This is a genomic window from Nocardia asiatica NBRC 100129 (assembly GCF_000308415.1).
Taxonomy (GTDB): domain Bacteria; phylum Actinomycetota; class Actinomycetes; order Mycobacteriales; family Mycobacteriaceae; genus Nocardia; species Nocardia asiatica.
This window is the reverse complement of the sequence record NZ_BAFS01000461.1, coordinates 1-22,773: the sequence shown is the minus strand read 5'-3', so window position 1 is coordinate 22,773 and position 22,773 is coordinate 1. Positions and strand designations below refer to the sequence as shown.

At 59.8% G+C, this 22,773-nt stretch carries 19 protein-coding genes and 3 pseudogenes; 6 read left to right on the top strand and 16 right to left on the bottom strand.

Annotation, left to right across the window (positions count from 1 at the left end; translation table 11 throughout):
* Nucleotides 1–5: 5 nt before the first annotated feature.
* From ON27_RS35695 to ON27_RS35680, 4 genes are all read right to left on the bottom strand, one after another.
* Entirely contained in the window at nucleotides 6–1,037 is a 1,032-nt protein-coding gene (locus ON27_RS35695; RefSeq protein ID WP_014349817.1) for a ferredoxin--NADP reductase, read from the bottom strand.
* A gap of 45 nt (nucleotides 1,038–1,082) precedes the next feature.
* Nucleotides 1,083–1,940 carry an SDR family NAD(P)-dependent oxidoreductase gene (locus ON27_RS35690; RefSeq protein ID WP_014349816.1) on the bottom strand — a complete coding sequence of 286 codons (858 nt, stop codon included), beginning with the start codon at nucleotides 1,938–1,940 and terminating at the stop codon, nucleotides 1,083–1,085.
* On the bottom strand, nucleotides 1,937–3,535 hold the full coding sequence (locus tag ON27_RS35685) for a flavin-containing monooxygenase (protein ID WP_083888066.1): 1,599 nt from the start codon (nucleotides 3,533–3,535) through the stop codon (nucleotides 1,937–1,939). The genes ON27_RS35690 and ON27_RS35685 overlap by 4 nt, the downstream gene beginning before the upstream one ends.
* A 197-nt stretch (nucleotides 3,536–3,732) precedes the next feature.
* Nucleotides 3,733–4,719 (bottom strand): AurF N-oxygenase family protein, encoded by a 987-nt coding sequence (locus tag ON27_RS35680; protein ID WP_014349814.1) that lies wholly within the window; start codon nucleotides 4,717–4,719, stop codon nucleotides 3,733–3,735.
* Nucleotides 4,720–4,975: 256 nt separating this feature from the next.
* Between ON27_RS35680 and ON27_RS45225 the strand changes: the two genes are divergently transcribed.
* From ON27_RS45225 to ON27_RS45510, 4 genes and pseudogenes are all read left to right on the top strand, one after another.
* Complete coding sequence (locus ON27_RS45225; protein ID WP_014349813.1) at nucleotides 4,976–5,311, top strand: DUF4873 domain-containing protein; 336 nt, start codon at nucleotides 4,976–4,978, stop codon at nucleotides 5,309–5,311.
* Between the two features lie 54 nt (nucleotides 5,312–5,365).
* Nucleotides 5,366–7,003 carry an MFS transporter gene (locus ON27_RS35670; RefSeq protein WP_051047379.1) on the top strand — a complete coding sequence of 546 codons (1,638 nt, stop codon included), beginning with the start codon at nucleotides 5,366–5,368 and terminating at the stop codon, nucleotides 7,001–7,003.
* Nucleotides 7,004–7,185: 182 nt separating this feature from the next.
* Nucleotides 7,186–8,241: pseudogene (locus ON27_RS42135) on the top strand (integrase core domain-containing protein); the annotation flags it as partial.
* 214 nt (nucleotides 8,242–8,455) lie between these two features.
* Nucleotides 8,456–8,581 carry a hypothetical protein gene (locus ON27_RS45510; RefSeq protein ID WP_280411099.1) on the top strand — a complete coding sequence of 42 codons (126 nt, stop codon included), beginning with the start codon at nucleotides 8,456–8,458 and terminating at the stop codon, nucleotides 8,579–8,581.
* Nucleotides 8,582–8,768: 187 nt separating this feature from the next.
* On the opposite strand, the gene ON27_RS42130 is transcribed toward ON27_RS45510, so the two are convergent.
* The 10 genes from ON27_RS42130 to ON27_RS35625 form a co-directional block, all read right to left on the bottom strand.
* Nucleotides 8,769–9,602, bottom strand: coding sequence for an alpha/beta fold hydrolase (locus ON27_RS42130; protein ID WP_084538232.1), 834 nt, complete (start codon nucleotides 9,600–9,602; stop codon nucleotides 8,769–8,771).
* A 105-nt stretch (nucleotides 9,603–9,707) separates the two neighbouring features.
* A complete protein-coding gene (locus ON27_RS42125) occupies nucleotides 9,708–10,343 on the bottom strand; it encodes a hypothetical protein (protein WP_228815885.1) in 636 nt (211 codons plus the stop codon).
* Between the two features lie 32 nt (nucleotides 10,344–10,375).
* Nucleotides 10,376–11,212 (bottom strand): MlaD family protein, encoded by an 837-nt coding sequence (locus ON27_RS35660; RefSeq protein WP_228815887.1) that lies wholly within the window; start codon nucleotides 11,210–11,212, stop codon nucleotides 10,376–10,378.
* A gap of 116 nt (nucleotides 11,213–11,328) precedes the next feature.
* Nucleotides 11,329–12,333, bottom strand: a complete 1,005-nt coding sequence (locus ON27_RS35655; protein WP_043737836.1) for an MlaD family protein — start codon at nucleotides 12,331–12,333, stop codon at nucleotides 11,329–11,331.
* A gap of 77 nt (nucleotides 12,334–12,410) precedes the next feature.
* The gene (locus tag ON27_RS40940) at nucleotides 12,411–13,514 is read right to left on the bottom strand and encodes an MlaD family protein (RefSeq protein ID WP_043737862.1); all 1,104 of its coding nucleotides are present in this window, start codon (nucleotides 13,512–13,514) and stop codon (nucleotides 12,411–12,413) included.
* A 2-nt stretch (nucleotides 13,515–13,516) separates the two neighbouring features.
* Nucleotides 13,517–14,479, bottom strand: coding sequence for an MlaD family protein (locus ON27_RS35645; protein ID WP_051047371.1), 963 nt, complete (start codon nucleotides 14,477–14,479; stop codon nucleotides 13,517–13,519).
* 65 nt (nucleotides 14,480–14,544) lie between these two features.
* Nucleotides 14,545–15,564 carry an MlaD family protein gene (locus ON27_RS35640; protein WP_043737834.1) on the bottom strand — a complete coding sequence of 340 codons (1,020 nt, stop codon included), beginning with the start codon at nucleotides 15,562–15,564 and terminating at the stop codon, nucleotides 14,545–14,547.
* A complete protein-coding gene (locus tag ON27_RS35635) occupies nucleotides 15,561–16,613 on the bottom strand; it encodes an MlaD family protein (RefSeq protein ID WP_043737832.1) in 1,053 nt (350 codons plus the stop codon). The genes ON27_RS35640 and ON27_RS35635 overlap by 4 nt, the downstream gene beginning before the upstream one ends.
* A gap of 6 nt (nucleotides 16,614–16,619) precedes the next feature.
* Complete coding sequence (locus ON27_RS35630) at nucleotides 16,620–17,486, bottom strand: MlaE family ABC transporter permease (RefSeq protein WP_043737831.1); 867 nt, start codon at nucleotides 17,484–17,486, stop codon at nucleotides 16,620–16,622.
* Nucleotides 17,487–18,323 (bottom strand): MlaE family ABC transporter permease, encoded by an 837-nt coding sequence (locus tag ON27_RS35625; protein ID WP_043737830.1) that lies wholly within the window; start codon nucleotides 18,321–18,323, stop codon nucleotides 17,487–17,489.
* 842 nt (nucleotides 18,324–19,165) lie between these two features.
* Here ON27_RS35625 and ON27_RS45505 point away from each other — a divergent pair.
* Entirely contained in the window at nucleotides 19,166–19,297 is a 132-nt protein-coding gene (locus ON27_RS45505; protein WP_267464434.1) for a hypothetical protein, read from the top strand.
* 597 nt (nucleotides 19,298–19,894) lie between these two features.
* Here ON27_RS45505 and ON27_RS35620 read toward each other — a convergent pair.
* Nucleotides 19,895–20,795 (bottom strand): annotated as a pseudogene (locus ON27_RS35620) (NAD(P)/FAD-dependent oxidoreductase).
* Nucleotides 20,792–21,382 (bottom strand): annotated as a pseudogene (locus tag ON27_RS35615) (cytochrome P450); the annotation flags it as partial. The pseudogenes ON27_RS35620 and ON27_RS35615, both read right to left, overlap by 4 nt.
* Nucleotides 21,383–21,463: 81 nt before the next feature.
* Here ON27_RS35615 and ON27_RS35605 point away from each other — a divergent pair.
* A protein-coding gene (locus tag ON27_RS35605) for an IS3 family transposase (RefSeq protein WP_086007605.1) occupies nucleotides 21,464–22,605 on the top strand; the annotation gives its coding sequence in 2 pieces (ribosomal slippage) (nucleotides 21,464–21,731 and nucleotides 21,731–22,605; 1,143 coding nt in all).
* The last annotated feature ends 168 nt before the right edge of the window (nucleotides 22,606–22,773 follow it).

Below are 22,773 nucleotides of genomic sequence, written 5' to 3'. Positions count from 1 at the left end.
CATGGTCAGTCGAATGTCACAGTCACCGAATTGGTGGCGGGTACCGACTGGCATGCCAGTCGATCACCTTCCTCGATATCATCATCATCGAGTACCTCGTTTACTCTCATCTCTATATCGCCGTCGATAACCTTGCACACACATGCACCGCATCCGCCTTCCCGGCAGGAATACGGAGGCGAGTACCCCTCGTTCAACAAGACCTCGACGAGGGTCAAATCTTTCGGCCATTCCAGCTCGGCGCGATCACCATCGAGATATACTACTAGACGGGCTTGTTCGTTCGTCATTGATTCCTTGACGTAGTTCTCCACGTCGAAGGGATCGGAGTGCAGAGATTGGAATACTTCTCGGTGTAGGTTCCGGTGCTGCACGCCGGCTTCGCGCGCCGCGTCTACCACCAAATCCATGAACGCCGCCGGCCCACACAAGAAATACATCCGATTTCGGTACTCACGGCAGATTTCAAGGATTGCGCTTCGGTCCGGTAGCCCACGCTCGCTCTCCAGCCACTCGATGAGAGTCAGTCGCTCGGGAAACTGCTTGGCGAGGTAACGGAGGTCTTCACCGAAGATGACGCTCTCGGCATGCTGGTTGGCATAGAAGAGAACGAGATGGCCGCCGCCTTCGAGCAGAGCCGACTTGACGATGGATAACACCGGGGTGATTCCGCTACCAGCTGCGAACAGAACCATGTCCGCATCCAGGTCTTTCGGTGTGAAGTGCCCGGTGGGCGGCAGAACGGTTACCTCAGCTCCAACCTTGATGTTGTCGCACAGCCAGTTAGATCCGTACCCGCCCTCCGTGCGTTTCACTGTGACAGCTAGCGAGTCGTCTGCATGCGGGGAACTCGAGAGCGAATAGCATCTGGCCACATATTCCCCGTCACCGGCTCCGGGAATACGCAACGTAAGAAACTGCCCGGGGTCGTAGGCAAATACGCCCAATTGCTGCTCGGGCACCTCGAACCAAATGGACACCGCATCCGCTGTTTCCTGCACTACACGGGAGACCGTGAGTTCACATGGCATGCTCATCTTCCAGGATATTCCTTCTCTATTATTCCGGCCCGTGGCCCAGATTCAACTGTCGCGCTTGACAAGGCCGTAACGACGGCCGATCGCATAGCCGACACGGGCCAGCGGAGCGTTCAGGTCCTGATACCTCGGCCCCACCGCGCGGGCGACGAAATCGAAACCCAGGGCATCGGGTCCGATAAGGACTCGAGGTTTGTTCCGTCGCACGCCCTTCAGGATCGTTTCGGCGGCGCTTTCCGGAGTGGTGAGCGCTATACGATCGAAACCGGCGACAATCTTCTCCTGATCACCCATCGCGCCGACACCTCGAGCTCCGCGCACAATATTTGTGCGAACACCACCCGGATGCACGCATGTTACGCCCACCGGTAGCCGGTTAATTCGCATCTCCTGGCGCAACGCCTCGGTAAAGCCTCGGACGGCGAATTTGGAAGCATTATATGCGCTCTGACTGGGAATGGCCATCAGTCCGAAGACACTCGACACGTTGACAACATGGCCGTCGCCCGAGTCGATCAGATCCGGAAGAAATAGTTTCGTGCCGTTCACGACTCCCCAGAAATTGATCGACATCAACCATTCGAAGTCGATCCATTGCATATCCAGTATGTCGGCGCCGAGTGCGACCCCGGCATTGTTGATTACCATACTGACCGAACCGAAGTCGCTGAGGACCTGACGACGATATTCCGTGAATGCGCTACGATCGGCCACATCGAGCTGATAGTGCTGGCATTCGACACCCAGCGCGGTACACATGGAGGCGGTTTCGCGGGCCCGTTCGCCGTCGATGTCGGCAATGGCCAGCCGCGCGCCCTCGCCGGCGAGTCGAATTGCAACTGCACGGCCGATTCCTGAACCTGCCCCGGTTACCGAGACGACTCGGTCGCTGAACTCTCTCATCTCGGCAAGCTACCCTTCTTGATCGAATTCGGAAGGAGGTCGCCGCTTCGATCACCTGTCGACTCGCCGACCAACGCGAAATCAGAGTCCGCGACATTGCGGGTACGCCGCCAATACTGCCAGGTGAAACCTGGCCAGACCGTCCGATTGACACCCTGTGCATCGAGGTACCAACTAGTGCACCCCCCGCTGCTCCAGACCCCGTTCACCAATTTCCGCTGGATGTCCGAGTTGAATTCCCGCTGAACGGGTTCACGCACCTCGAGCGCAGCTGCGCCGCGTTGCTTCGCGAGCCGAATCGCGCCGATGATGTACCTGATCTGGCATTCGATCATGAATACCACCGAGTTGTGACCAAGCCCGGTGTTGGGGCCGAGCAGGAAGAACAAGTTCGGGAAACCTGCGGTGGTGATGCCGAGATGGGTTTGAATCCCTTCGTCCGACCATACGGAGGAGAGTTCACGACCGGACGCACCCTTGAGCCGGAGGTGGTCGAACCCGTCGGTTACGTGGAAACCGGTGGCATAGATGATCACGTCGACCGGACGCTTGTCACCGGACTGGGATATGATGGCGTCCTCGGTGATCTCGGCGATCCCGTCGGTGATGACGGATGTAGTGGGCCGATTCAGCGCTGGGTAGTAGTCACTGGAACCGAGGATTCTTTTGCACCCGATGCGATACGTGGGGGTGAGCTTCTTGCGCAGCGCGGGATCATCAATTCCCCGCGCTATGTTCCACTTGGCGACACTCTCGAGCGGACGCATGAAATTGATATGTCCGTTCAGTCCTATCGACAGTGACTCCGCTGACCAGTAGATGGCAGTCCGGAGGGCTTTGGCGAGGATCGGCGCCCTCGTGAGCAGGGCTTGGATCACCTTCGGGACCTTGACGTTCCTACGGGGCAGTACCCACGCCGGCGTCCGCTGGTATAGATGCAGTTCATCGGCTACCTTGGCAATTTCCGGAACGAATTGGATTGCGCTCGCACCGGTCCCGATAACAGCGACCTTCTTGCCATCCAATGTGCAGTCATGATCCCACTGCGCCGAGTGAAATGCTGCACCAGCGAACTTCTTCTGCCCCTTGATCTGGGGGATATTCGGTATATGGAGTGCGCCTACGCCTGAAACCAGGAATCGGGCGACGTACTCGTTGCCGTCGGAGGTCGCAACATGCCACGCGGAATCACTAGGATCCCAGTATCCGGATTGCAAGGCCCGCCCGAAATGCGTGCGGCTATAGAGATCGTACTCGCGTGCGAGACTCAGGAGATACTGCTGAATTTCATCCTGTCCTGCCCACAAGTGACTCCAATCCGGCTTGGGCTCGAAAGAGTACGAGTACATGTGAGAAGGGACATCGCAGGCACAGCCCGGATATGTATTGTCGCGCCAGGTTCCGCCGATTTCGGAATCCTTCTCGATTATCAAGAAGTCATTCATTCCCGATTTCAGCAGTTGAATCGCCATTCCCATGCCGGAGAATCCGCTCCCGACTATGAGGACCTCTGTTGTGTGCACCCTCTCGCTCGCTGCACGACCTCCCGAACCATTGGTCTTTCCCGTGTATTTGGCAGAACGGTTATTACTCATCGATTTCCTCTGAACGTTGGCTCACGTGCGGTACAGGTGGCCACAATTTTCGATAGCTACTCAGCTACTGCGGATATGTCGGACCGGGGGCGGGACCGAGGAGTTCGCGGGATTCGACGAGTGCCCGCCGCAACATATCACGGCGCGACTTGCGCTTAGCAATATGCGTGGTGCTGTTCACGCCGGTCCGAGTCTGTTCACCGCCGGGCGATATCGTCGGGGAGGCTCCTCGTCAGGCGCCAAAGGAACATGGTGAAGCGACCTTCCATCATTCCTGCCTCATCGAAGAATCGGATCATCGGCTCGGACATGAACTGCAGGTTCTCCCGGTAGTGCGGGCCGAATTGGCAAGCGAGGAACCCCCGCAGAGGATGCACGCCGACAGCACGGTACAGCTTGGGATTGATCAAGATCGGGTAGGACAGGTTCGCGACAACTGCGAGGACGCCGCGGTGCCATGCCCGCGAGATCCGGCCTCGCGACCGCATACCCTCGACAAGCTCGGAGCGCGCGAACGTGATGTGGCGGGCCTCCTCGAGCACGTGAATTTTCATCAACTGCCGGACCTGCGGTTGTAGGCGTTCGTCGTTCATCGCTTCACGCTGTGCCCGATCGAGAATCTCCTCGATCAGCAAGGTCGCGCCCTGGATCGAGGGCCCGAGCGGGACGAAATGCAGGATCTTCGCCAGCGACAGAAACCCCGGCGGAAGCTTGTAGGGCGGGATCCCCGTTTTGGCGATCAGACGCGCGAACATTGTGGAATGGCGGCTCTCGTCGCCAACCTCGGCAAGTGCGTATAGGGCCTTGTTGTCGACGAGATCACCCGTCGTGTTCAGCCGTAGCAACGCCATACTCAGCAAATTCTCGGCGTAGATCCCGAAGCTGAGGATGCTCACCAACTCATGTTTGCCCAGGTCGATCTTCTGTTCCTCGGAAAGCCGGTTCCACAGACCGGTGCCGTAGAGGGACAGGCGATGCTCGGGGAACCACGCCTTATCCGGCAGCCACGGACTATCCCAGTCGATGTCGACTTCGGCGTCGTAGAACTTCTCTACGGAAGTCTTGAGCAGTCGTCCGGCCGATCGTTGCAGGTCAATGGGTCGCCGACCGCTCACGCGCGCCATACCGTCGGTGGTTACGGCAATCTGCCCGTTGGTCTCGGCCCTGACGTCACTGGTCGTCATCTGTCGCTCCTTTGAGACTCGATCGATGACTCTGCATCGATACATCCTGTCCGGATCAACGTCCGGTGGCAGTAACCCGGTATCCGCTCAAGAGTGCAATACGGGCAGTAGCGGATACTTGGGGTATGAGGTAACTTTGACCCCGGCGGCGCGGCTTGTCAAGGGCCGGCCCCGATCCCGACGCCGGGCTACTTGGCCCCAGTGCCGGGCGATCCGATCGCTGGCGTCGACTATCGACCAAACGGAGGAGTTCACAGTGAAGTCTCAGAGTCCGCACGATGCCTCTGACTACATCGGGCCGGCCACAGTGGTGATCGCAACCGACGACGTCGAGGTGCAAGTCGAACTGCGCGGCTATTTCCAACCCATCGACGGCCGCTTCAGCTGGTACGGGCGCATCCGCCAGAACGACGAACTCGACAATCTGTTAGGGGGACGCCGACGTTCCGTGCTGATCCGGACCAGTACGGGCGAGGCGCCGGCGACCATCGGCGATCGTGACTTCTGGGGCCGCTATCGAGTTCAGGGCAGAGGACGACCGCCCTATCACGTGCCGACGACGCTGGAGGAAGTAGAAGCTACGCAAAGCTGAGCCGTAGGACCTACGCGAATGCCGACGACGCCCCGAAGGGACCAGGATACCGACATGATCAGCTTTGGAGACCGGCTTCGCGACCGCAACTCCGCGGCTTGGACGCTGGCCATAACCTGTGCCGCAGTAGCATTGGTTGTTGCGGCCATGGCAGCGCTGTACACCGCTCTGCCTGCCCTTGCGCTCGACATCGGCGCAGATCAAAATGCTCTCACTTGGATCGTCGACGGATACACGCTGGTCCTCGCCTGCTTGGTTTTGCCCGCTGGCGCGATCGGCGATCGGTATGGGCGCCGACGCGTTCTAATCGTCGGCCTGGCGGTCTTCGCGGCCGCTTCAGTTGTGCCTGTATTTCTCGATACTCCTGCGGCACTCATTGCCTCCCGGGCCTTGGCGGGCGCAGGAGCAGCTTTCGTCATGCCGGCGACCCTCTCGCTTCTGACAAGCAACCTCCCAGTGGAGAAGCGGTCGTACGCGGTCGGAGTCTGGGCCGGGATCGCCGGCTCGGGTGGCGTGATCGGCATGGTGGGATCCGGTCTGCTTCTTACCCAGTGGTCGTGGCATTCGATCTTCGTCGGTCTGACCGTCGTCGCACTACTACTGCTGGTTCTGGCCTTCACCGTGCCCGATTCACAGGACGCCGAACTCCCGCCGTTCGATCTTCTCGGCATGTTCTGGGTCGTGCTCGCCATCGGCACGTCGGTGTTCGCGGTCATCGAGGGTCCGTCGCGCGGCTGGACGGATGTCCGGGTTCTTGTCGCAGGTGCGGCGGGAGTAATCGGCACCGTGGCATTTATCCTCACCGAGGTGCGTGCCGAGCACCCGCTACTGGACGTGAGCCTGTTCCGCCGCCGGGGCTTCTCAAGCGGCGCGCTATCGATAACCATCCAGTTTCTCGTGACTTTCGGTGTGATGTACCTACTGGTACAGCACTTCCAGCTCATCCTCGGGTTCGATGCCCTCGGCTCGGCGCTGGCGCTGGCGCCGATGGTCGTTCCGCTCATCGTGATGTCACTCGTGTCGCCGGCAATCGCTGCATGGGCGGGATTGCGGGTGACGACAGCGACCGGTCTTCTGACCATCGCCGTCGGCTTACTCGCCATCCTTCGCCTCGACACCGGTTCGTCGTACTTCGACGTTCTCTGGCCCCTGTTGATCATGAGCGCCGGGCTGGGCTTGTCGGCCGCCCCCGCGACCAACGCGATCATGCTCGACACACCGTTGGAGAAGCACGGGGTATCCGCTGCGGTCAACGACGCGACTCGCGAAGTCGGCGCGGCCATCGGCATTGCCGTCTCCGGTAGCATTTTGTCCGCGAGCTATACCTCGAGGATCAACGAGGTGCTGGACCGCCTTCCCGAGCCCGCGCGCGCTCCGGTCCGCAGTTCCCTGGCCGGTGCCCTTGAAGTCGCTGAGCGTGCCGGTAATGTAGGAAGACCTCTCGCCGACTATGCGAAGGATGCCTTTTGGAGTGGGGTGGAACATTCGGCGCTCGCGCTGGCAGCGATCACCATAGCCGGGGTTCTGATCCTCGTCCCACTTTCCCCTCCACGAAAAGCCGCCGAAAGCGGTATCCGACGGCGCCGCCGACGTCACCTCCCCTGGCCTACACACGCCGCTCGAACCAGTCGATCGGATGCCCACGCCAATGACCGATCGATGGCATCAGTGCGGCGAACACTCGATCCATAGTCAGTTGCGTTGTCCCCAATGCATCGCATAGCGACCCGTAGGTCGAATGGGCAGTGTCTGATCATCGAGGATAGGTAGGTTCAAGTGGTGCGCGCTTTGCGAATTCGTCTGACCTGACCCGATGAGATTTGGTCCGGCGGCTGTGAGAGCATTGCCGCCCACGTAGTGGGCAGGAACGCTCGATGACTATGGCGACACGAAAAGGGCACACACCTCCACAGGCCGTGCGCAAGCTGAGCAAGGCCGTCCACCTGCTGGGCGAGAATAAGGAAGTCGCCGTCACTGCAGATCACCATGGCCACCTACTAACGGTGGCGCAACCAGTTCGGCGGGCTGAAGGCCGGCGACGGCAAACGGTTGAAGGGCCCCGAACGCGAACACTCCACTCTGAAAAGTCTTCTCGGCGAGGCGAAGCTAGAGAAAGCTGCATTGAACGAGATCGCCAAGGGAACCTTCTAGACCCGGAACGCCGGCGGGCGGCCGTGGCGCACCTGGTGCGGGTGCTCGGGGTCCGCGAAAGGTTCGCCTGCCGGTTACCGGCGAACATCGAAGTATACAACGGCGCGTTCGAACCACCGACACCAATGCACATCCCGATGCGGCTTTGCGTGAATGGCTGCGTGCCTGGACGAAACCCATCCACGGCAAGGATTCCGCCGCGCCTACCACGGCGCCCGCAGCGAGTGCTGGACAGTCAATCACAAGAAAATCCAACGCCTCTGGCGCGACGAGGGATTACGAGGGCCGCTGCGGCGCCGAAACGCCTGGAAACCACCACCACCACGGAGGCAAAGGCACCCAACCGTGTATGGGCAGTGGACTTCCGATTCGATGCCAGCGACGACGCACGCCCGGTCAAGATCGTCTCCATCGTCGATGAAACACACCCGCGAATGCTTGGGCCGGCTGGTGGAACGATCGATCACCGCCGACGGACTCATCAACGAATCGCTGTCGATCGCAGCTACCCCGCCGCCCTGCGCTGCGGCAACAGACCAATTTCGCGTGCCAGGCGACTGGGCGGCGGAACGGGTCTGCTCAGCGTTCGTCACACTAGCCGACCCTGCCGCAACGGCTACATTGAATGGTTCAGCCGCCGCCGACGCGACGAATGCCCCAACATCAACAGCTTCTGGTCGTTGACCCAAGCCCGCGTCGTGATCAGCGACTGGAAGGAAGAATACAATCACCGCCGAAGAGATTCCGGCCTGGGCTGCAACGCCCCAGCCGGATACGCTACAACCCTGCATCCCCTACAACCGGTTCTCACACGCGGCGGACCGACTACCGGGTCCCGTCACCGCTTAGGATACTCCGACCCGGTCGGCGCAGAACTGGTTGCAGGGCAACCGAAATCATCTCCCGACCGTTGTCCAACCTAAAACCGGGGCGGCGGACCGATGATGGTGACCAGCATGTTCTGTAGCTCGGTACCTGCCGCCGGGCACAACCTTGAACAACAGCTTCGCCGAGACGTTCGACAACAAGGTTGCGAACCCGCGCGCCGGGCCGCAACCGCTGAAACAGCCAGCTGGAACCCGCATTGAAATCGGTGGCTTCAAAGCCGACCACAACTAGCGGCACCGGCAGCCGACGCTGGACTATACGACATCGGCCCCAGCGCGCTGCGGCTGCACCCACTACCCTGACAGTCATCATCCGGCTGTTGAGAAAGGGCGTTCCGCGGTTCCCGGACCGATATCAAGCTCTGATAGCGAACTATTCGCCTATCGTTACCCTCAGCGTATGACGAATGTTAATGCCGCTATGCGACGGTTGCTTCGCGTATGCGCGCTTCCCGAGTCAATCCGAGGAGATGGACGGCCACCTCACCGCTGCGTTCGTAGGGCAGGTAGTGCCCAGCCTTTTCGAAGATGACCAAATGACTCCCTGGAATACGATGCCGAAGCGCACGCGAGTGATGAACGGGGGTCAGGCGGTCACGAGACCCGACCAGCACGACGACGGGACAGCTGAATCTGCCCAGCACGCCGTAACGTTTGTGAGAGAGTATCGAACGGGTCAGCTCCGCGACATTGCGAGAATTGCTCTTCGCGAGCTGCAGCACAGCACGGTTCATATCGTGCCGACGAGGACGCGCTCCGAATAGGATGCCTCGTGTCGACTGCCGCATCAGGAAAAGCGGCCGGGAAGGAATCCTGATATAGGGTAGCGCCTCCAGACCCAGCATTATCAGCCTTCGCCAGAATTTGCTGCGCATCATATTTCCCAGAATATCGCCCGCCCCTGTCGACACCAACGCGACGCCGAGGATTCTCGGTCCGAGCACCTCACTGTGACGTTCAGCCAAGGCCATGAGAGTCATCCCTCCCATCGAATGACCACCCAATACGACCGGACCCGTAGGCACAGTTTCCGAAAGAATAGTCGCAAGATCATCCGCAAGAATCTCGAGGCTGGCCGGAGCCGACTCCGAATCCCCGTGTCCCCGATGGTCGTAGGTGACGACGCGAATAGTCGGGTCCGCAGCGATCACAAGCTGAGCAACGTCCTCCCAACTCTCGTGCGACAACGCGAGTCCATGGGTCAAGACCATAGTCACTCGCGGGGTCTGCGAGCCCCATTCGGTGATCTGCAATGTCGGACCGTCGTCCCGTGTGAGAGCGAGTCGGCGGCAGGGAACACCCGCGCTGGAAATCGAAGTCATTATTCCAAGCTCCTCAACGTCGAAAAACCCCGGTGACTATTTGGCCGGGAGTGCCGAGTCGACACCACCGACATCTGTTACCTTCCAATCCAGATTCTTGTCAACTGTTACGGTATAGGTAACAGTCGTTTGCGCACCCTCCGGTATCTGCGCACTCTTCGATGTCACATTCAGGAACACGTTGACGACGTAGACACCCGATCGTTCGGAGCGCACTGTCGCCGCGATGGGAACTCCACTAGAACTCCACTTCAGTGGCAGCACAATTTCTTTCAGCTGCGGAGCAGTGGCATCGAACTTGTTTGCAAGAACGGGCGAGACGTTGGACTTCAAACCACGAACCCACTGGTCGAAATTCTGATAGTCGATATTCGAGGCTCCGACTGCATACTCAGACGCTACTTCTTCGGCGCGCTTCTCCGAGGCTACGACAGCGTCCCGATCTTTCAACTCGCTCCTAGCCGAGAGCCACAACGGAATCGAAACGGCCACCGCGACAACAAGGAGGGCTACTGCGGTTCCCAAGGCCAGAGAACGCAGGCTTATCGAGAACGACCTCTCCGACCCGCGTGCGCTCGAGCCACCCTTGACCGACGTCCGAGGCACACCCGCGTCAACCGGCTTTTCTTCCGCAGCTTCGCGGTCAGTATCATGAGAATCTTCTGTGGGCATAATCAGCTCCGGTGTCTCTCGTTCTTTCACATCTATTTGACAGCGATCCGCATTCGCAAAGCACCGTCCCCCGTGACACTGAGTGCACGATCTATCAGGTCGCTTATGTTGATTTGCGCCATGGAGTTCGACGCGCTTTCCGCCAGTGGCTGTACCGCCGGGACCAGATCACGAAGATCGGGGCCGATCTCATTGATGTAAGACGTCACTTTATCAAGGAAGGGAATAAGTCCGTTTCCTTCGATATAGTCCCCGGGCATATTGCCGATTCGAGACAGTCGCGCCAGAGAGTCCGCGATGAGTGCGCCCCACGCTCCGGCTTCCTCCCACAGAGGGCCGGCGGCGGTCATCGACTGCTCGGCCCACTCCATATCAGCACCCATTGTTTGCAAATTCTTCAAGATATTCCGGATTTCGGGTGACCTACTCAGAATCGTTTCCGAAAGCAGCGTTGTCGATGCCGCCAGACGCGGCATCACGGCTTCCGTCCCCGACAACGTCTGATCCAAGGTCTTGACGATATTGCTGATCGCCTGTGGGTTCAGTTGCTCGACCAGATGGGTGACAGTATGCGCCACATCAGGTATCGAGCGGGGTAGAGCCACTTCAACCGCGTCGATACGCTGACCGTCGGCCAGGTAGGGCCCGGCATCAGTATTCGGTACGAACTCGATATAGGGCTCCCCCAACCCCGACAGGTCCTCAACAGTAGCGCTGCCGGTCGCAGGAACCCTGTACTTGGGATCGAGACTCAGCACCAATTCGACACCACGCTCGGCCTTGTCGATAGAGTCGATCTCTCCTACCTTCACTCCTCTCAACAGGACCGGGGAACCGGGTAGCAAACTCCCGGTCCTCGGCAGAGCCATGGTCACAACAGTCCTGCCAGAAAACCAATCAACTCGAAGCACACCGAATGTTAGGTATGCGGTGCCCAAGACCAGCACGATTCCGATCGACACCAGGGATAGCACGGAACTTGGCTTCATCGAACCACTCCGATCATCCGCAGCGACGCAAGAATACTGTCTATCCGATCGTCGTCCGATATGGGGCCGACGCCTTCAATGCCTACAATATCAACCTTCGGACCGCGCTCAACAAATGGAATAACCTTTTCGCGCAAAATGGCCACGGCTTTGTTCAAATTCGAGGGGGCGTTCAGATCAAGCGGGCGGCGAGTGAACAATAGCGGCACGAAGGCACGTGCGGCCTCATTGCCCGATTGCGCCAGGGGGCCGACCCACCGGAGAGATTCTGTGAGCAATTTGAATCCGTCGTACAACGTGATCAACCCGATCATGGAAGTCATCGAAGCAGCGGCCTGGCTCACCCCCGACTCGGTCAGCAAATACTCCAGTTCAGGGGTTCTACGCTGCACCACGTCCGTGTTCGCGCGCAGACCGTTCAGCATTGCGTCGACGGCATCCAGGTGGTTGGCCAGGTCAATGATATCCGCACCGACTACCTCGGATATCGAAGCAGTCTGCCGAGTGTCGATCGGCAGCACCCCGTTCACGCGGTTCATTATCTCCTGAGCCTGTTGAATCCCTCCTCCTTGGACGAAGGTCGCGAGTACGTTCATGGTGTCCTCAACCTGCAGCAGCGGCTTCGTCTTGTCCAATCCGATGGTGGCGCCCGGGGGAAGGGCATCCTGCGTGCCGGTCGGCGGAGTCATCAGCGCGATGGAGACATCGCCAAGTATCGTCGGCTGGCGGAGTTCAGCGGTGGTGCCGACCGGCAATCGAACCGACGCCATCAGGTCGACATCGACGGCAACATACCCGTCGTGGTCCTTGCCCGCGTCGACCAGTGACACATCGCGCACGACCCCTGCTCGCAGACCATCGACTGTAACCTTCGCTCGCGCTGGCAGATTCAAGGCGTCAGCGAACAGAATCCGGATACCGTACCGGTCTCCAGAAATTCCGGTCCCCGGAACGGGAACCTCCGCGGGATCGAATCCACATCCGGGAACTATGCACACCATTGCCACCGCGGCCGCAGCGATGAACCGACCACCACGCTCACGAGCAGATCGCGCCCATACGACTCGTCGCAGAACCATCACCGCGCACCTGCCGTCCCGAATATCAACGGAAGAACCGAAACCTTCTCCAACCCGTTCTCAGCGGACTTGCAGCTACCTGGCACGACACGCTCGATGGTCGCGCATACCCGCTCTGCGTCCGCCGGCGGCAGCTGAGCCACCGGCGCCGCGTAAGTCAAGATCGGTGAACCACCCTCCTGCGCCGTCGCCCTCTGAAAAGCCTGCACCAGCGGTGGCGTCAGGTCGATTATTTCTTGTACCGAGCCGATATTCGCACGGGCGAGACGCGCTAATGGGACTGTCGCGTTCAGCGCTTCGAGAATTTGGTCACCAAACATTGAAGTAATCTCGTTCAACCATGGCACAATGATCCGCAACGAATCGATAATCGACACGGTGCGCTCAAAGATGCCACGATCGATCACTTCGAGACCTGGAGCCAGACGAGTGATCATGGCCTTGATATCGCCCCATCCGCCGGCCATGCTGTCCGATAATGATCGCAGTGAGTCGATAAGCGCACCGATATGCCCGATAGCAGCATTGGGGGAATTGAGAGCACGACCCAACTTGAGGATCGTATCATTCATTTCAGGTCCTGTTCCGGATAATGCGGCATCTAAGGCCGCGAGCTCATCCGCAAGCCTTTCACGCTGTGTCGAACCATTTCCATCGGTGATCTCTGCAGCGAGGTTGCCCAGCGCATTCATAGTCTGCGACATGCTCTTTGGTGTCAGTGTACGGGTAATGCACTGTCCGGAATCCCATTCATGCTCGGCTTCGCTGTCATCGAGTAATGCAAGCGATCGATCCGCGACGATTGTGTCGGATACGGTAGTAGCTGACACCTGACCGCGGGGCGAATGGTTTACCTCTACCTCGAATTCGACACGGACCATGTCACCATGAGGTTCGATACGCGTCACCGAGCCGACTCTGACCCCTCGCATGGTGACATGGTTCCCGGCGTACAAGCCGATTGCATCCGGCATATTCGCGCAGTAGCTACGCATCCTCTTGGGAGGCTCGATGATCACGAAGTATCCGACGATCAGAATTGCACATACGACCGCGACACCGAGAACGGACATGAGACCCCGGGACGCCAAGAGCTTATTCATCGTCAGCACTCCTTTCCGGGGACCGGAATACACACCGACGGCACCGGGACAACTGTCGCGGATTGGTCGACCACGAGCCCTTCCTTCGACGACGCGATCGGCTGGAGCCGCGCCAGTAGGTCGCGCGTATTCGTGACAACCTGTCCCATCTCTTCACCCAGACTTTCCAGCTCAGGGATGACGTCGGCCAGGGCTCGCGCAACGGATTGCAACCTGGATCGATACGCCGGCTCGAGGCCCGCGATACGCGCGAGAAGCTCGTCCATCAGCCGGACGGCTTCGTAGATCTCGGCCTTTTTGTCGAGGCCCACTGTCTCCATCAGATTGACGCTGTCGATCATTCCGCCGAGTGTCGCCTTCGACTCGTTGATCGCGCCGAGATACTCGTCCGCCATCGCGAGCGTGTCCGAAATGTCACGGTTCTGGCGGTCGAGGATGTCGACCAGAGATCCGAATGCCTCCGTTGCTCGGCGAATGCCGGACGGTCCACTGGCAATCGCAGCGTTCATGTTCGTCAAATTCTGACGCAACGTATCGCCATCGATATCATCGATCGGCCGAATCGCGTCCTCAAAACTCCGACCCAGGCTGTACGGAAGATGGACCCTCTCGGCGGGAATGGACGAATGTAACGCAGAATTCCCCGCCGGTGTCACCGCGAGGTAGCGGCCGCCAATCAGTGTCAGCATACGGACATCGAGACTCGTCTGGTCACCGATGAAGATGTCGCTGTCGACGGTGAAGCTCATTCGAACGTTTCTTCGGCTCAGCTCGATGGACTTCACCGCGCCGACCGGCACACCCGCGATTCGGACGTCATCGCCAACCTTGACCGAGCCCACTTCCGGCATTTCCGCCCAGTATGTGGACTCGTCGAAAGGTACTACGTAGACTACTACGCTCGCCGTCAAGACCGCTCCCATCACTGCGGCCCCGACGCCAGCCCAGCGCAATTCTCGGTCCATGCTTCGAAGAGGAGCACTCACCGACTGCAACGCGGTTCCTCCGCGAACACGGAGTAGCTTACTGATCACCGCTCGCATATCGAGATCCTTTGCCCACTGATCAACATATGTAACGGCGCCGGAACTTCAGCGTTGCCGTTCGAGCAGTTACGATTGATGACCGGTCCATCGGCGGGAACCCACGCATTCAGTGTCTCGAGAACGGCCGGCAGCTTCCGCAGCACCTCGACCGCCTGTTCCGGGTCCGGAAATACTGCCCCCAACAGGGCATCGGCATCGGCGTTAGGTCCGGTCGTCAAGCCGAAGGCCTCGAGAAGGCCGTTCAATGGCGCGATCACGTCTGGTGCCATGAGGGCGAATTCGACAATTCCATCCACCTTGCTACGCAACGTGGACACAACCGAGGCCAGCTCCGAGACAAGTCGGACGAGATGCGAGGATCGGCCACCGATATGGTCGGATATCTCTTTGAGATTTCCGACCAGAACGGTGACTACCGCTTGCCTGTCCAGCGCATAGTTGGACAAGGCTTCGATAGAGTCGAGGACGGAACCGACGCCCGCTCCGTCTCCCTCGATGACAGCGATCATGTTCTCTGCGAACTTGTTCACCGCTTCGGGCGACAGCTCTGCGAGTACCGGTTGTAAGCCGTTGAATAGATTCGTAATGTCGAACGACGGGATCGTGTTGGCAATATCGATCTTATGTCCGGCCGTCAACTCCGCTGTGGTCGGCGATGATTGTTGAACATCGAGATATCGCTGTCCTACGAGGTTCTGATAGCGAATCGCCAGCACAGTGTTCTCGTAGATCGGGTGATTGCGCTGGACCGCAAATCCAACCACCGCTCGACCCCTGGCATCCAAGGTAATCGATCGTACCTCGCCAACTCGGAGACCATCCATACGAACATCGTCGCCGGCCTTGAGGCCGTTCGCGTCGACGAATTCAGCCGAGAATTCTACCGCGTCTCCAGATACGGGGCGTTGCACCGTCTGAACGATGATTGCGAGCAGCACAGTGATCACGACGGCAGACACAATAAGTTTTGCGCTGGTCGCCAGAAGACTACGCTGTCTTGTCATCGGCCACCTCCGATGTTGGATGTAGGCGGAAGAAGCCCCGGCAAGAACGCGGTGAACGGTGGAACCATATCGAGAACCAACTCGATGTTCAGAATCGGACCGTCTGGAGTCGACGTGAATGATCGGTCTAGACGTGATAGGAGTTCAGTGAGCTGCGTGCTCGAGACGCCGGGCGTAGGTACCATTCTGCTGGCCGTTGACAGAACCGGAGCGAGCATAGCCGCATAGTCCGACAGATGACCCTGAGCCGCGAATAGAGTTTCCGCCAGCCCAGGAAAGAACTCCCGACCTACAGTATTGACAGTCGTATCGAACAGCTCACGATCCGTATTCAAGATCTCGATCGTGGTGAGCCGATTTATGAGGCCGACCGTACCGTCGATCATCGATGCAGTCCCGACTAGCATGGAACCGTATTGGTCCAGCAGCTGCGATATCGGCATCGTCTGGGTTTCAGCAATGTTCCGGCTGGATACAACGATTGCCTCCATGAGAGGTGTGAATTGCCGGGCTATTGTCGCGCCCCGTGTCAGGATCTCGGTCAATTCCGGGACGAGAATGTCTCCAGTTGCTTGAGCCACGCTGCGGATGAGAACACCCATCGTTGCGTCTCGTTGCCGGTCTGCTCGCGGCCCCGTCAAATCGACGATACTGCCATCCCGTAATGGAGCCCCACCATCACCTGGTTTCAGCGCAATTTCACTGATGCCGAACAAGTTCGATGGCGAGTAGTCGACGAATAGCCCGTCCGTGAGACCTGCCGATTCGGCGCTTTCCAGTCTGAGAATCAATTGTTTCGCCCCATCGTCCGATTCGATCCCCGAAACATCACCTATCTCGATACCGTCGAATCGAACGGGTGTTCCGACGGTGATCCCGTCGCCGATGGACTCGGTACGCAGCAGTACCACTATTCGATTATCATCCTGGAGGGCCATCACAACAGTCCAGGTCAAGGCTACTACGATCACTATGATCACGGCGAGAACACCCAGCATGACCGATGACCGCTTCGATGTCGACACACCCGGCGTTTCATAGCGAGACATCGTTTCTCACCCCGTAAATTCGATGGAGGAGTTGACGCCCCACAAGAGGAGGGTCAACACCATATCCAAACCGATGATTGCCACAAAGCTGGCACGGACAGCACGTCCAGATGCGATTCCGACGCCTTCTGGCCCACCAACGGCGAAGAACCCATGATAGCTGTGGATAAGAATCACAGCCGTCCCGAATACGAGAACCTTTATCACCGAAGCCGTCACATCCCAGCCGCTGATGAATTGATAAAAATAGTGATCGTAGACACCGGCGGCTTGGCCATGAATTTGCACGATCACCGCGCGACAAGCGGCATAACTCAGGATCAAGGCGATCAAGAATGTCGGAATGATTGCCACGGCCCCGGCTATGACCCGGGTGGTCACAACGAACGGTATCGATCGCAGTCCAAGCGACTCGAGTGCATCGATCTCCTCGGAGATCCGCATAGCGCCGATTTGGGCCGTAATACGGCATCCGGCTTGTGCGGCGAACCCGACGCCCGCAGCAATCGGTGCAAGTTCCCGTGTATTGGCAAAGGCCGAAACGATGCCGGTCACCGGCCCCATGCTGATCAGGTTGAGAGTGGTGAAGGACTCTACACCGACCGAGCCTCCGATCACCAGACCGAGTACCACCAGCATCGGTACAGTTCCACCGCCGACGATAATGGACCCTTGGCCCCATGTCATATCCGTGATCACGCGCATAGTCTCGGCTCGATATCGCCTGATCGTGAACGGGATCGCGGACAGCGCCTCCCAAACGAACGCGAGTACGAAACCGATCGACTCCAGGGGCGCGATGCGCGCTCCGAACGGCGCTATTCTTCTCCTGAGCCTCGCCAGCCGGGGTGGAGTAACCTTTACCTCCGACATCTAGGCCAGCCTCGTCGGAAGGAATATCGACACCAGCTGAGTAATTATGAGGTTCGTGATGGCGATGGAAACTACGGAGAGAACTACAGCCGCGTTCACGCCATCCGCCACTCCACGCGGACCGCCTTTTGCCTCGAGCCCCCGCTGGCACGCGATCACGACCACGATGAATCCGAACAGCACGGACTTGGCTATCGAGACACCGATGTCCGCGACGACGGTGAAAGAGCCGAACGTTCCCCAGTAGCTGCCGGGGGTCACTCCCTGGGGGCCGATTGCGACCGCATATCCAGCTATCACGCCCGTGAAGATGATCAAGATATTGAGCATCGGCGCGACGAAAACCATCGCCACCATCCGAGGAATAACCAGTCGGTGCAAGGGGCTGATGCCCATCGTTCGCATGGCATCGATTTCTTCGCGAATGTTACGTGCACCCAGATCCGCCGCGATTGCGGCCGCTCCGGCCGCACCCAGCAGCAGCCCTGTTGCCATGGGGGCGCCCTGTTTGATCACACCCAATCCACCAGCGGCACCGAGCAGGGAGTCCGCCCCGATTTGATGAATCAAGTTTCCGACCTGGACGGAAACGATGACACCGAAAGGCACGGCCATCAGGATGGCCGGAATCGCAGTAACCGTGATCAGATACCAAGCTTGATTCAGTGCCTCTCGCCACTGGAATCTCAAACGAACGATATCGCTTACTGCTCCCGCAGCCGACTCAGAAGCCATCTGCGTCGACCGGCCAAAAGTTCTGAGCGCCGACACTACGGTTTCGGAAAAGTTTTCCCTGAGCAACCTCGTCGACGTCGATAGCGCGCTACGTTCAGGCATTACCACAGATTCCCGTCCCAACCAAGAGTATCGCTCCGCAATGCAACTGGCGCGCCCGCTATGAAAGTGTCGACGATCCGGCATAGCTCGTTCTCCGAATGATCGGAATGGCTTCGCCGGTATGACGTACCTCGTCGGGTCATTATCGAGCGCACCCTGCTCACGGCACCTCCTTGTGCACTACTGCAAGTACCAGATACTCAGGGTATGAGTATGTGGTGCTGCTCACGCAGTGTCAATAGAGGATTTCGATCGATCCCGGGACGCGCGAGCGGCCCTCTGGCAACCGAGCGATATCGCCCCGGCGAAAGTCGGGCCGATAGCAACCGCGACGTGCGACGACACCATCCACATGAGCAGTCTCGCCCATCTACGGCCGAGGAAGGTGCGGTTGTGGTGCAGGGGCGGGTTGGCAGGCATCGGCCACCGAAGATACTCCCTCGGTCACTACTCCGGCTGCACTTTGCTCCGCGCTTCCGTCGCTAGGTGGCGCCGTTTCGCACTGCCTGCTTCGGCATTGCCACTCCACCCATAAGCCCTGATCGACGGGAATGATCGCGACCAGGTAGCCCCGGCAGATGAACCGCCCGGGTATGGTGCCCACGCATTTCGGCGGGATGAAAGCGGTCTCTGCGAGGCTCGGAGCGACCCGTAAGCCCTGCGCAATTGGGTGCGCCGCGCCGCGGTCGACACCGGCGGCGCCGAAGGCGTGTCGACCGAGGCAGCGAGGGAGATTCGCCAGCTGCACTGCACGAATAGGGAATCCGAGGAACGATCGGAATCCGCGAAGCGGCAACACCTTTCTTCGTGCGACTAGCGACCCGCGATAGCAGTGGCTGATCGTGCGCGGCAAGAAGGTCGGCATGACCAAACCGAACCAGGCCGCGTCGAGAGCGACCGACCTGGCGGACCGGCAGTTTCGGGTTCTGGCGCAGAACATGCGGCTCATGGCCGATTCACCTACATCCGCCTGATCACCGATGTTCGTCTACCGCGTTCGTCGTCGATGCCTACGCCGGCTGCGTCCTCGGCTCGGAATGCTCGACCAGCGAAGACGCCACGTTTGCGGAGAAGGCGATCCGGCCCGCGGTGGCTCTGCGGGCTCGCAAAGGTCTTCCGGTCGGTGGAGCGATACATCATTCCGATGTGAGGTCTCGATACACCGCAGTGAAACTCGTGGAGACACTGGCGGTCTCGGATCTCCGACGGTCGATCGGGTCGGTCGGGTCGGCGGTGACGCCTACGCCAACGCGTAGGCAGCAACCACGATGCGGCTCCACACAACCGACGCGATCCCCAGCGATTCCTGTTTCGGCGCCGATCCGCTCACCCGGCTCGACGACGTCGAGCTCCTCAGCGAGGACTGAGTCGGCTGGTTAAGTCCCGAATCGTGCACTGCTGGGGCTGCAACCATCGGCCGAACACGAGACGGGCTGCTATGCACTGAACGTCGCGCAATCGGCTGAGGGTTGGGCAAAACCGGTGCATCGAAGCAAGAGCGGGTCAGCCACCGCTGAGCCGGCCTACGCCCCACGCACTGCCGCGTAGCCATCACCCAACAGACCGTGGCCTCAGGCCGAGCCGGCGAGCAACAGTTCGTCCCGGTTGATGTGGAGTTGCTGCGTGATTGCCCGCTTACTGAATACGAAGTCGCGGGGGCGGTTGATACAGTCGGCGGCAACGAGCTCGCCGGCGCGGAGGTAAAAGCAGGTGAAGTCGCGGTCCCCGGATGGGTCCCCGCTGAGGACGACTTCGTCGTATCCGGTGTTGAGGCCGGCGATCTGGAGCTTGAGATCGTATTGATCCGACCAGAACCACGGAAGCGCCGCTATCTTCCTGGACTTCCCGTTGATGGTCGCGGCTGCGACCTTGGCCTGCTCGCTGGCGCTCGGCACCGACTCCAGGCGTATACGGCGGCCATAACGGGCCATCCGGTGACTGGCGCAGTCCCCAGCCGCGACGATATCGGGGTCCCAACGCTCGCAGGGAGGCGGCCGTCTCCAGTCCGATGTAGCCGCCGCCGACGATCACGGCCCGCCGCCCGGGGCGGGCAGCGGCTCGGATCATCTCGACATCGGCGGCGGTGCGTAGGTAGTAGACCCCTGCCAGATCGGCGCCCGAGGTGGCGAGCCGACGAGGGCGGGCACCAGTGCACAGCGCGAGCTTGTCATAGGGCAATGCGTCGCCAGTGCTCAGTGCGAGGCGACCAGCCGATCGATCGATCGCCTCTACTGTCGCATCCACGAGTTTGATTCCCTGCTTGCGATAGAATTCCGCGCTGCGGATCGCGAGCTCGTCAATTGTGCTCTTCCCGGCCAGATAGGCTTTCGACAGCGGAGGGCGTTGATAGGGTAGAGTCGGCTCCTCACCGATGAGGACGACCTCGCCCGTCCACCCATCCTGGCGCAGACTGGCCGCGAGTTGGACTCCACCATGGCCGGCCCCGACGATGAGAGCTCGCTGTACACTCATACGTCTGCCTTCGGAGTGAGGCGGACCATCATCTTGCTGATGCCCCGCACGAAGTTGGACTGCACGTACTCGGGCTCCCCCACGACCTCGATATTCTCGAAGCGAGGAAGCAGCTCCTCCCAGAGGATCCGAAGCTGCAGCTCGGCCAGCCGGTTGCCCATGCAGCGGTGGACGCCGAAGCCGAAAGCGATATGGTTGCGGGCGTTGGACCGGTCGATTATGAACTCGTCCGGTCGTTCGAACACGCGCTCGTCGCGATTGCCCGAGGCATACCACATCACCACTTTGTCGCCCTTGCGGATGAACTGGCCGTTCAGAATTGTGTCTGCCTTGGCGATCCGGCGCATGTAGGCCAGCGGAGTTTGCCACCGGATGATCTCCGAGACCATATTGGGGATCAAGCCCGGGTTCGCCTTCACCTTATCGAACTGGTCAGGGAAGCGGTTGAGTGCAAGCACACCGCCGCTCATCGAGTTCCGGGTCGTGTCGTTGCCACCGACGATCAGCAACAAGAGGTTGCCCAAGAACTCCATCGGGCGGTCGATCAGATTTTTGGTGTTCTCGTTACCCTGCAACATGGTGATCATGACCCGTCCCCCATGGATGCGACCAGCCGGAATTAGAGTCTCGTTGGCCCTGATCAGGGGTTAGAAGGGACTATGGGAACCATGGCTGGACGGAAACGGCATTCCGCGGAGGACATCGTGCGCAAGCTGCGGCGCGCCGATGAACTGGCCGCGGAAGGCTTGACCGGCGAGCAAATCGCCGCTGACCTGGGAGTCTCGGCGGCGACACTCTATAACTGGCGTCGCCAGTACGGCGGCATGGACACCGACGCCGCCAAAGAACTCAAGGAACTGCGGGAACAGAACGCCCGATTGAAGCGGCTACTCGCCGACGCGGAACTGGAGAAAGACGCGCTGCGCGAGATTTCGAAGGGAAAATTCTAGGCCCAGCGGCCAAGCGCCGCGCCGTGGACATGCTCAGCGAGGTCATGGGCATGTCGCAACGGTTCGCGTGCAAGGTCGTTGGGCTCGCTCGGTCGACATACCGCCGGTGCCCTGCCACGCAAACACCGGCAGACCCCGACGCCGGGACGCGGGCGTGGCTGCGGAATTATGCGGCCAAGAACCCGTGTCATGGGTTCCGCCGGGCCTGGGCAGTGCTGCGGTTCGACGAAGGCCACCGGATGAACATCAAGAAAGTCCACCGGCTCTGGCGGGAAGAAGGTTTGCAGGTGCGGGCGCATCACCCGCGTAAACGGGCCGGCACCTCGTCGGTGCCGGCGGTGGATGCGGATGCGCCGAACGTGGTGTGGGCGCTGGATTTCCAGTTCGACTCTACCGTCGACGGGCGGGTGGTGAAGATCGCGTCGATGATCGACGAGCACACCCGCGAATCCCTACTGCACCTGGTCGAGCGGTCGATCACCGGCGAGCATCTGGTCGCCGAACTCGAGCGGGTCTTCGCCGTCCACGGGGCGCCGAAGGTGCTGCGCCTGGACAACGGGCCGGAAATGATTTCGGCAGCACTGCAAACATTTTGCCGAGACCGGGTCGGGATCTCGTATATTCCGCCGGGTACCCCCTGGAACAACGGGTACGTGGAATCGTTCAACCGGCGCCTGCGCGTGGAATGCCTCAACCGCAACCACTGGACCAGCCTGCTCGAAGCGAGGGTGGTGATCGCGGATTTCAAGCACGAGCACAACCACCGGCACCGGCATTCGGCGCTGGGCTACCGCACCCCGGCCGAGTACGCTGCGGCCTGCACCCACACCCACCACCCCGTGGGCTGCGACATCAACTGAACACCGACCGAACGACACCGACTCTGAAACCGGGTGGTCGCGTTATCGGGGACTGGCCAAATTATCAATCCTGGACGAAACTACATAATTAAACTCCGGCAAAAGTTTGCCCTAACCTCCCCGATTCGCAAATACAACGGATCTCGAATCGACGACCGTCAGGGAATG

Excerpts from the sequence above, each read along its gene's own strand:
- ON27_RS35625 (WP_043737830.1), bottom strand. The coding sequence starts at position 18,323 with ATGCCTGAACGTAGCGCGCTATCGACGTCGACGAGGTTGCTCAGGGAA.
- ON27_RS35660 (WP_228815887.1), bottom strand. The coding sequence starts at position 11,212 with ATGGCTCTGCCGAGGACCGGGAGTTTGCTACCCGGTTCCCCGGTCCTG.
- ON27_RS35685 (WP_083888066.1), bottom strand. The coding sequence starts at position 3,535 with ATGAGTAATAACCGTTCTGCCAAATACACGGGAAAGACCAATGGTTCG.
- ON27_RS35635 (WP_043737832.1), bottom strand. The coding sequence starts at position 16,613 with ATGTCTCGCTATGAAACGCCGGGTGTGTCGACATCGAAGCGGTCATCG.
- ON27_RS35640 (WP_043737834.1), bottom strand. The coding sequence starts at position 15,564 with ATGACAAGACAGCGTAGTCTTCTGGCGACCAGCGCAAAACTTATTGTG.
- ON27_RS35690 (WP_014349816.1), bottom strand. The coding sequence starts at position 1,940 with ATGAGAGAGTTCAGCGACCGAGTCGTCTCGGTAACCGGGGCAGGTTCA.
- ON27_RS35695 (WP_014349817.1), bottom strand. The coding sequence starts at position 1,037 with ATGAGCATGCCATGTGAACTCACGGTCTCCCGTGTAGTGCAGGAAACA.
- ON27_RS40940 (WP_043737862.1), bottom strand. The coding sequence starts at position 13,514 with ATGAATAAGCTCTTGGCGTCCCGGGGTCTCATGTCCGTTCTCGGTGTC.
- ON27_RS35655 (WP_043737836.1), bottom strand. The coding sequence starts at position 12,333 with ATGGTGTGCATAGTTCCCGGATGTGGATTCGATCCCGCGGAGGTTCCC.
- ON27_RS35630 (WP_043737831.1), bottom strand. The coding sequence starts at position 17,486 with ATGTCGGAGGTAAAGGTTACTCCACCCCGGCTGGCGAGGCTCAGGAGA.
- ON27_RS35645 (WP_051047371.1), bottom strand. The coding sequence starts at position 14,479 with ATGGACCGAGAATTGCGCTGGGCTGGCGTCGGGGCCGCAGTGATGGGA.
- ON27_RS42125 (WP_228815885.1), bottom strand. The coding sequence starts at position 10,343 with ATGCCCACAGAAGATTCTCATGATACTGACCGCGAAGCTGCGGAAGAA.
- ON27_RS35680 (WP_014349814.1), bottom strand. The coding sequence starts at position 4,719 with ATGACGACCAGTGACGTCAGGGCCGAGACCAACGGGCAGATTGCCGTA.
- ON27_RS35670 (WP_051047379.1), top strand. The coding sequence starts at position 5,366 with ATGATCAGCTTTGGAGACCGGCTTCGCGACCGCAACTCCGCGGCTTGG.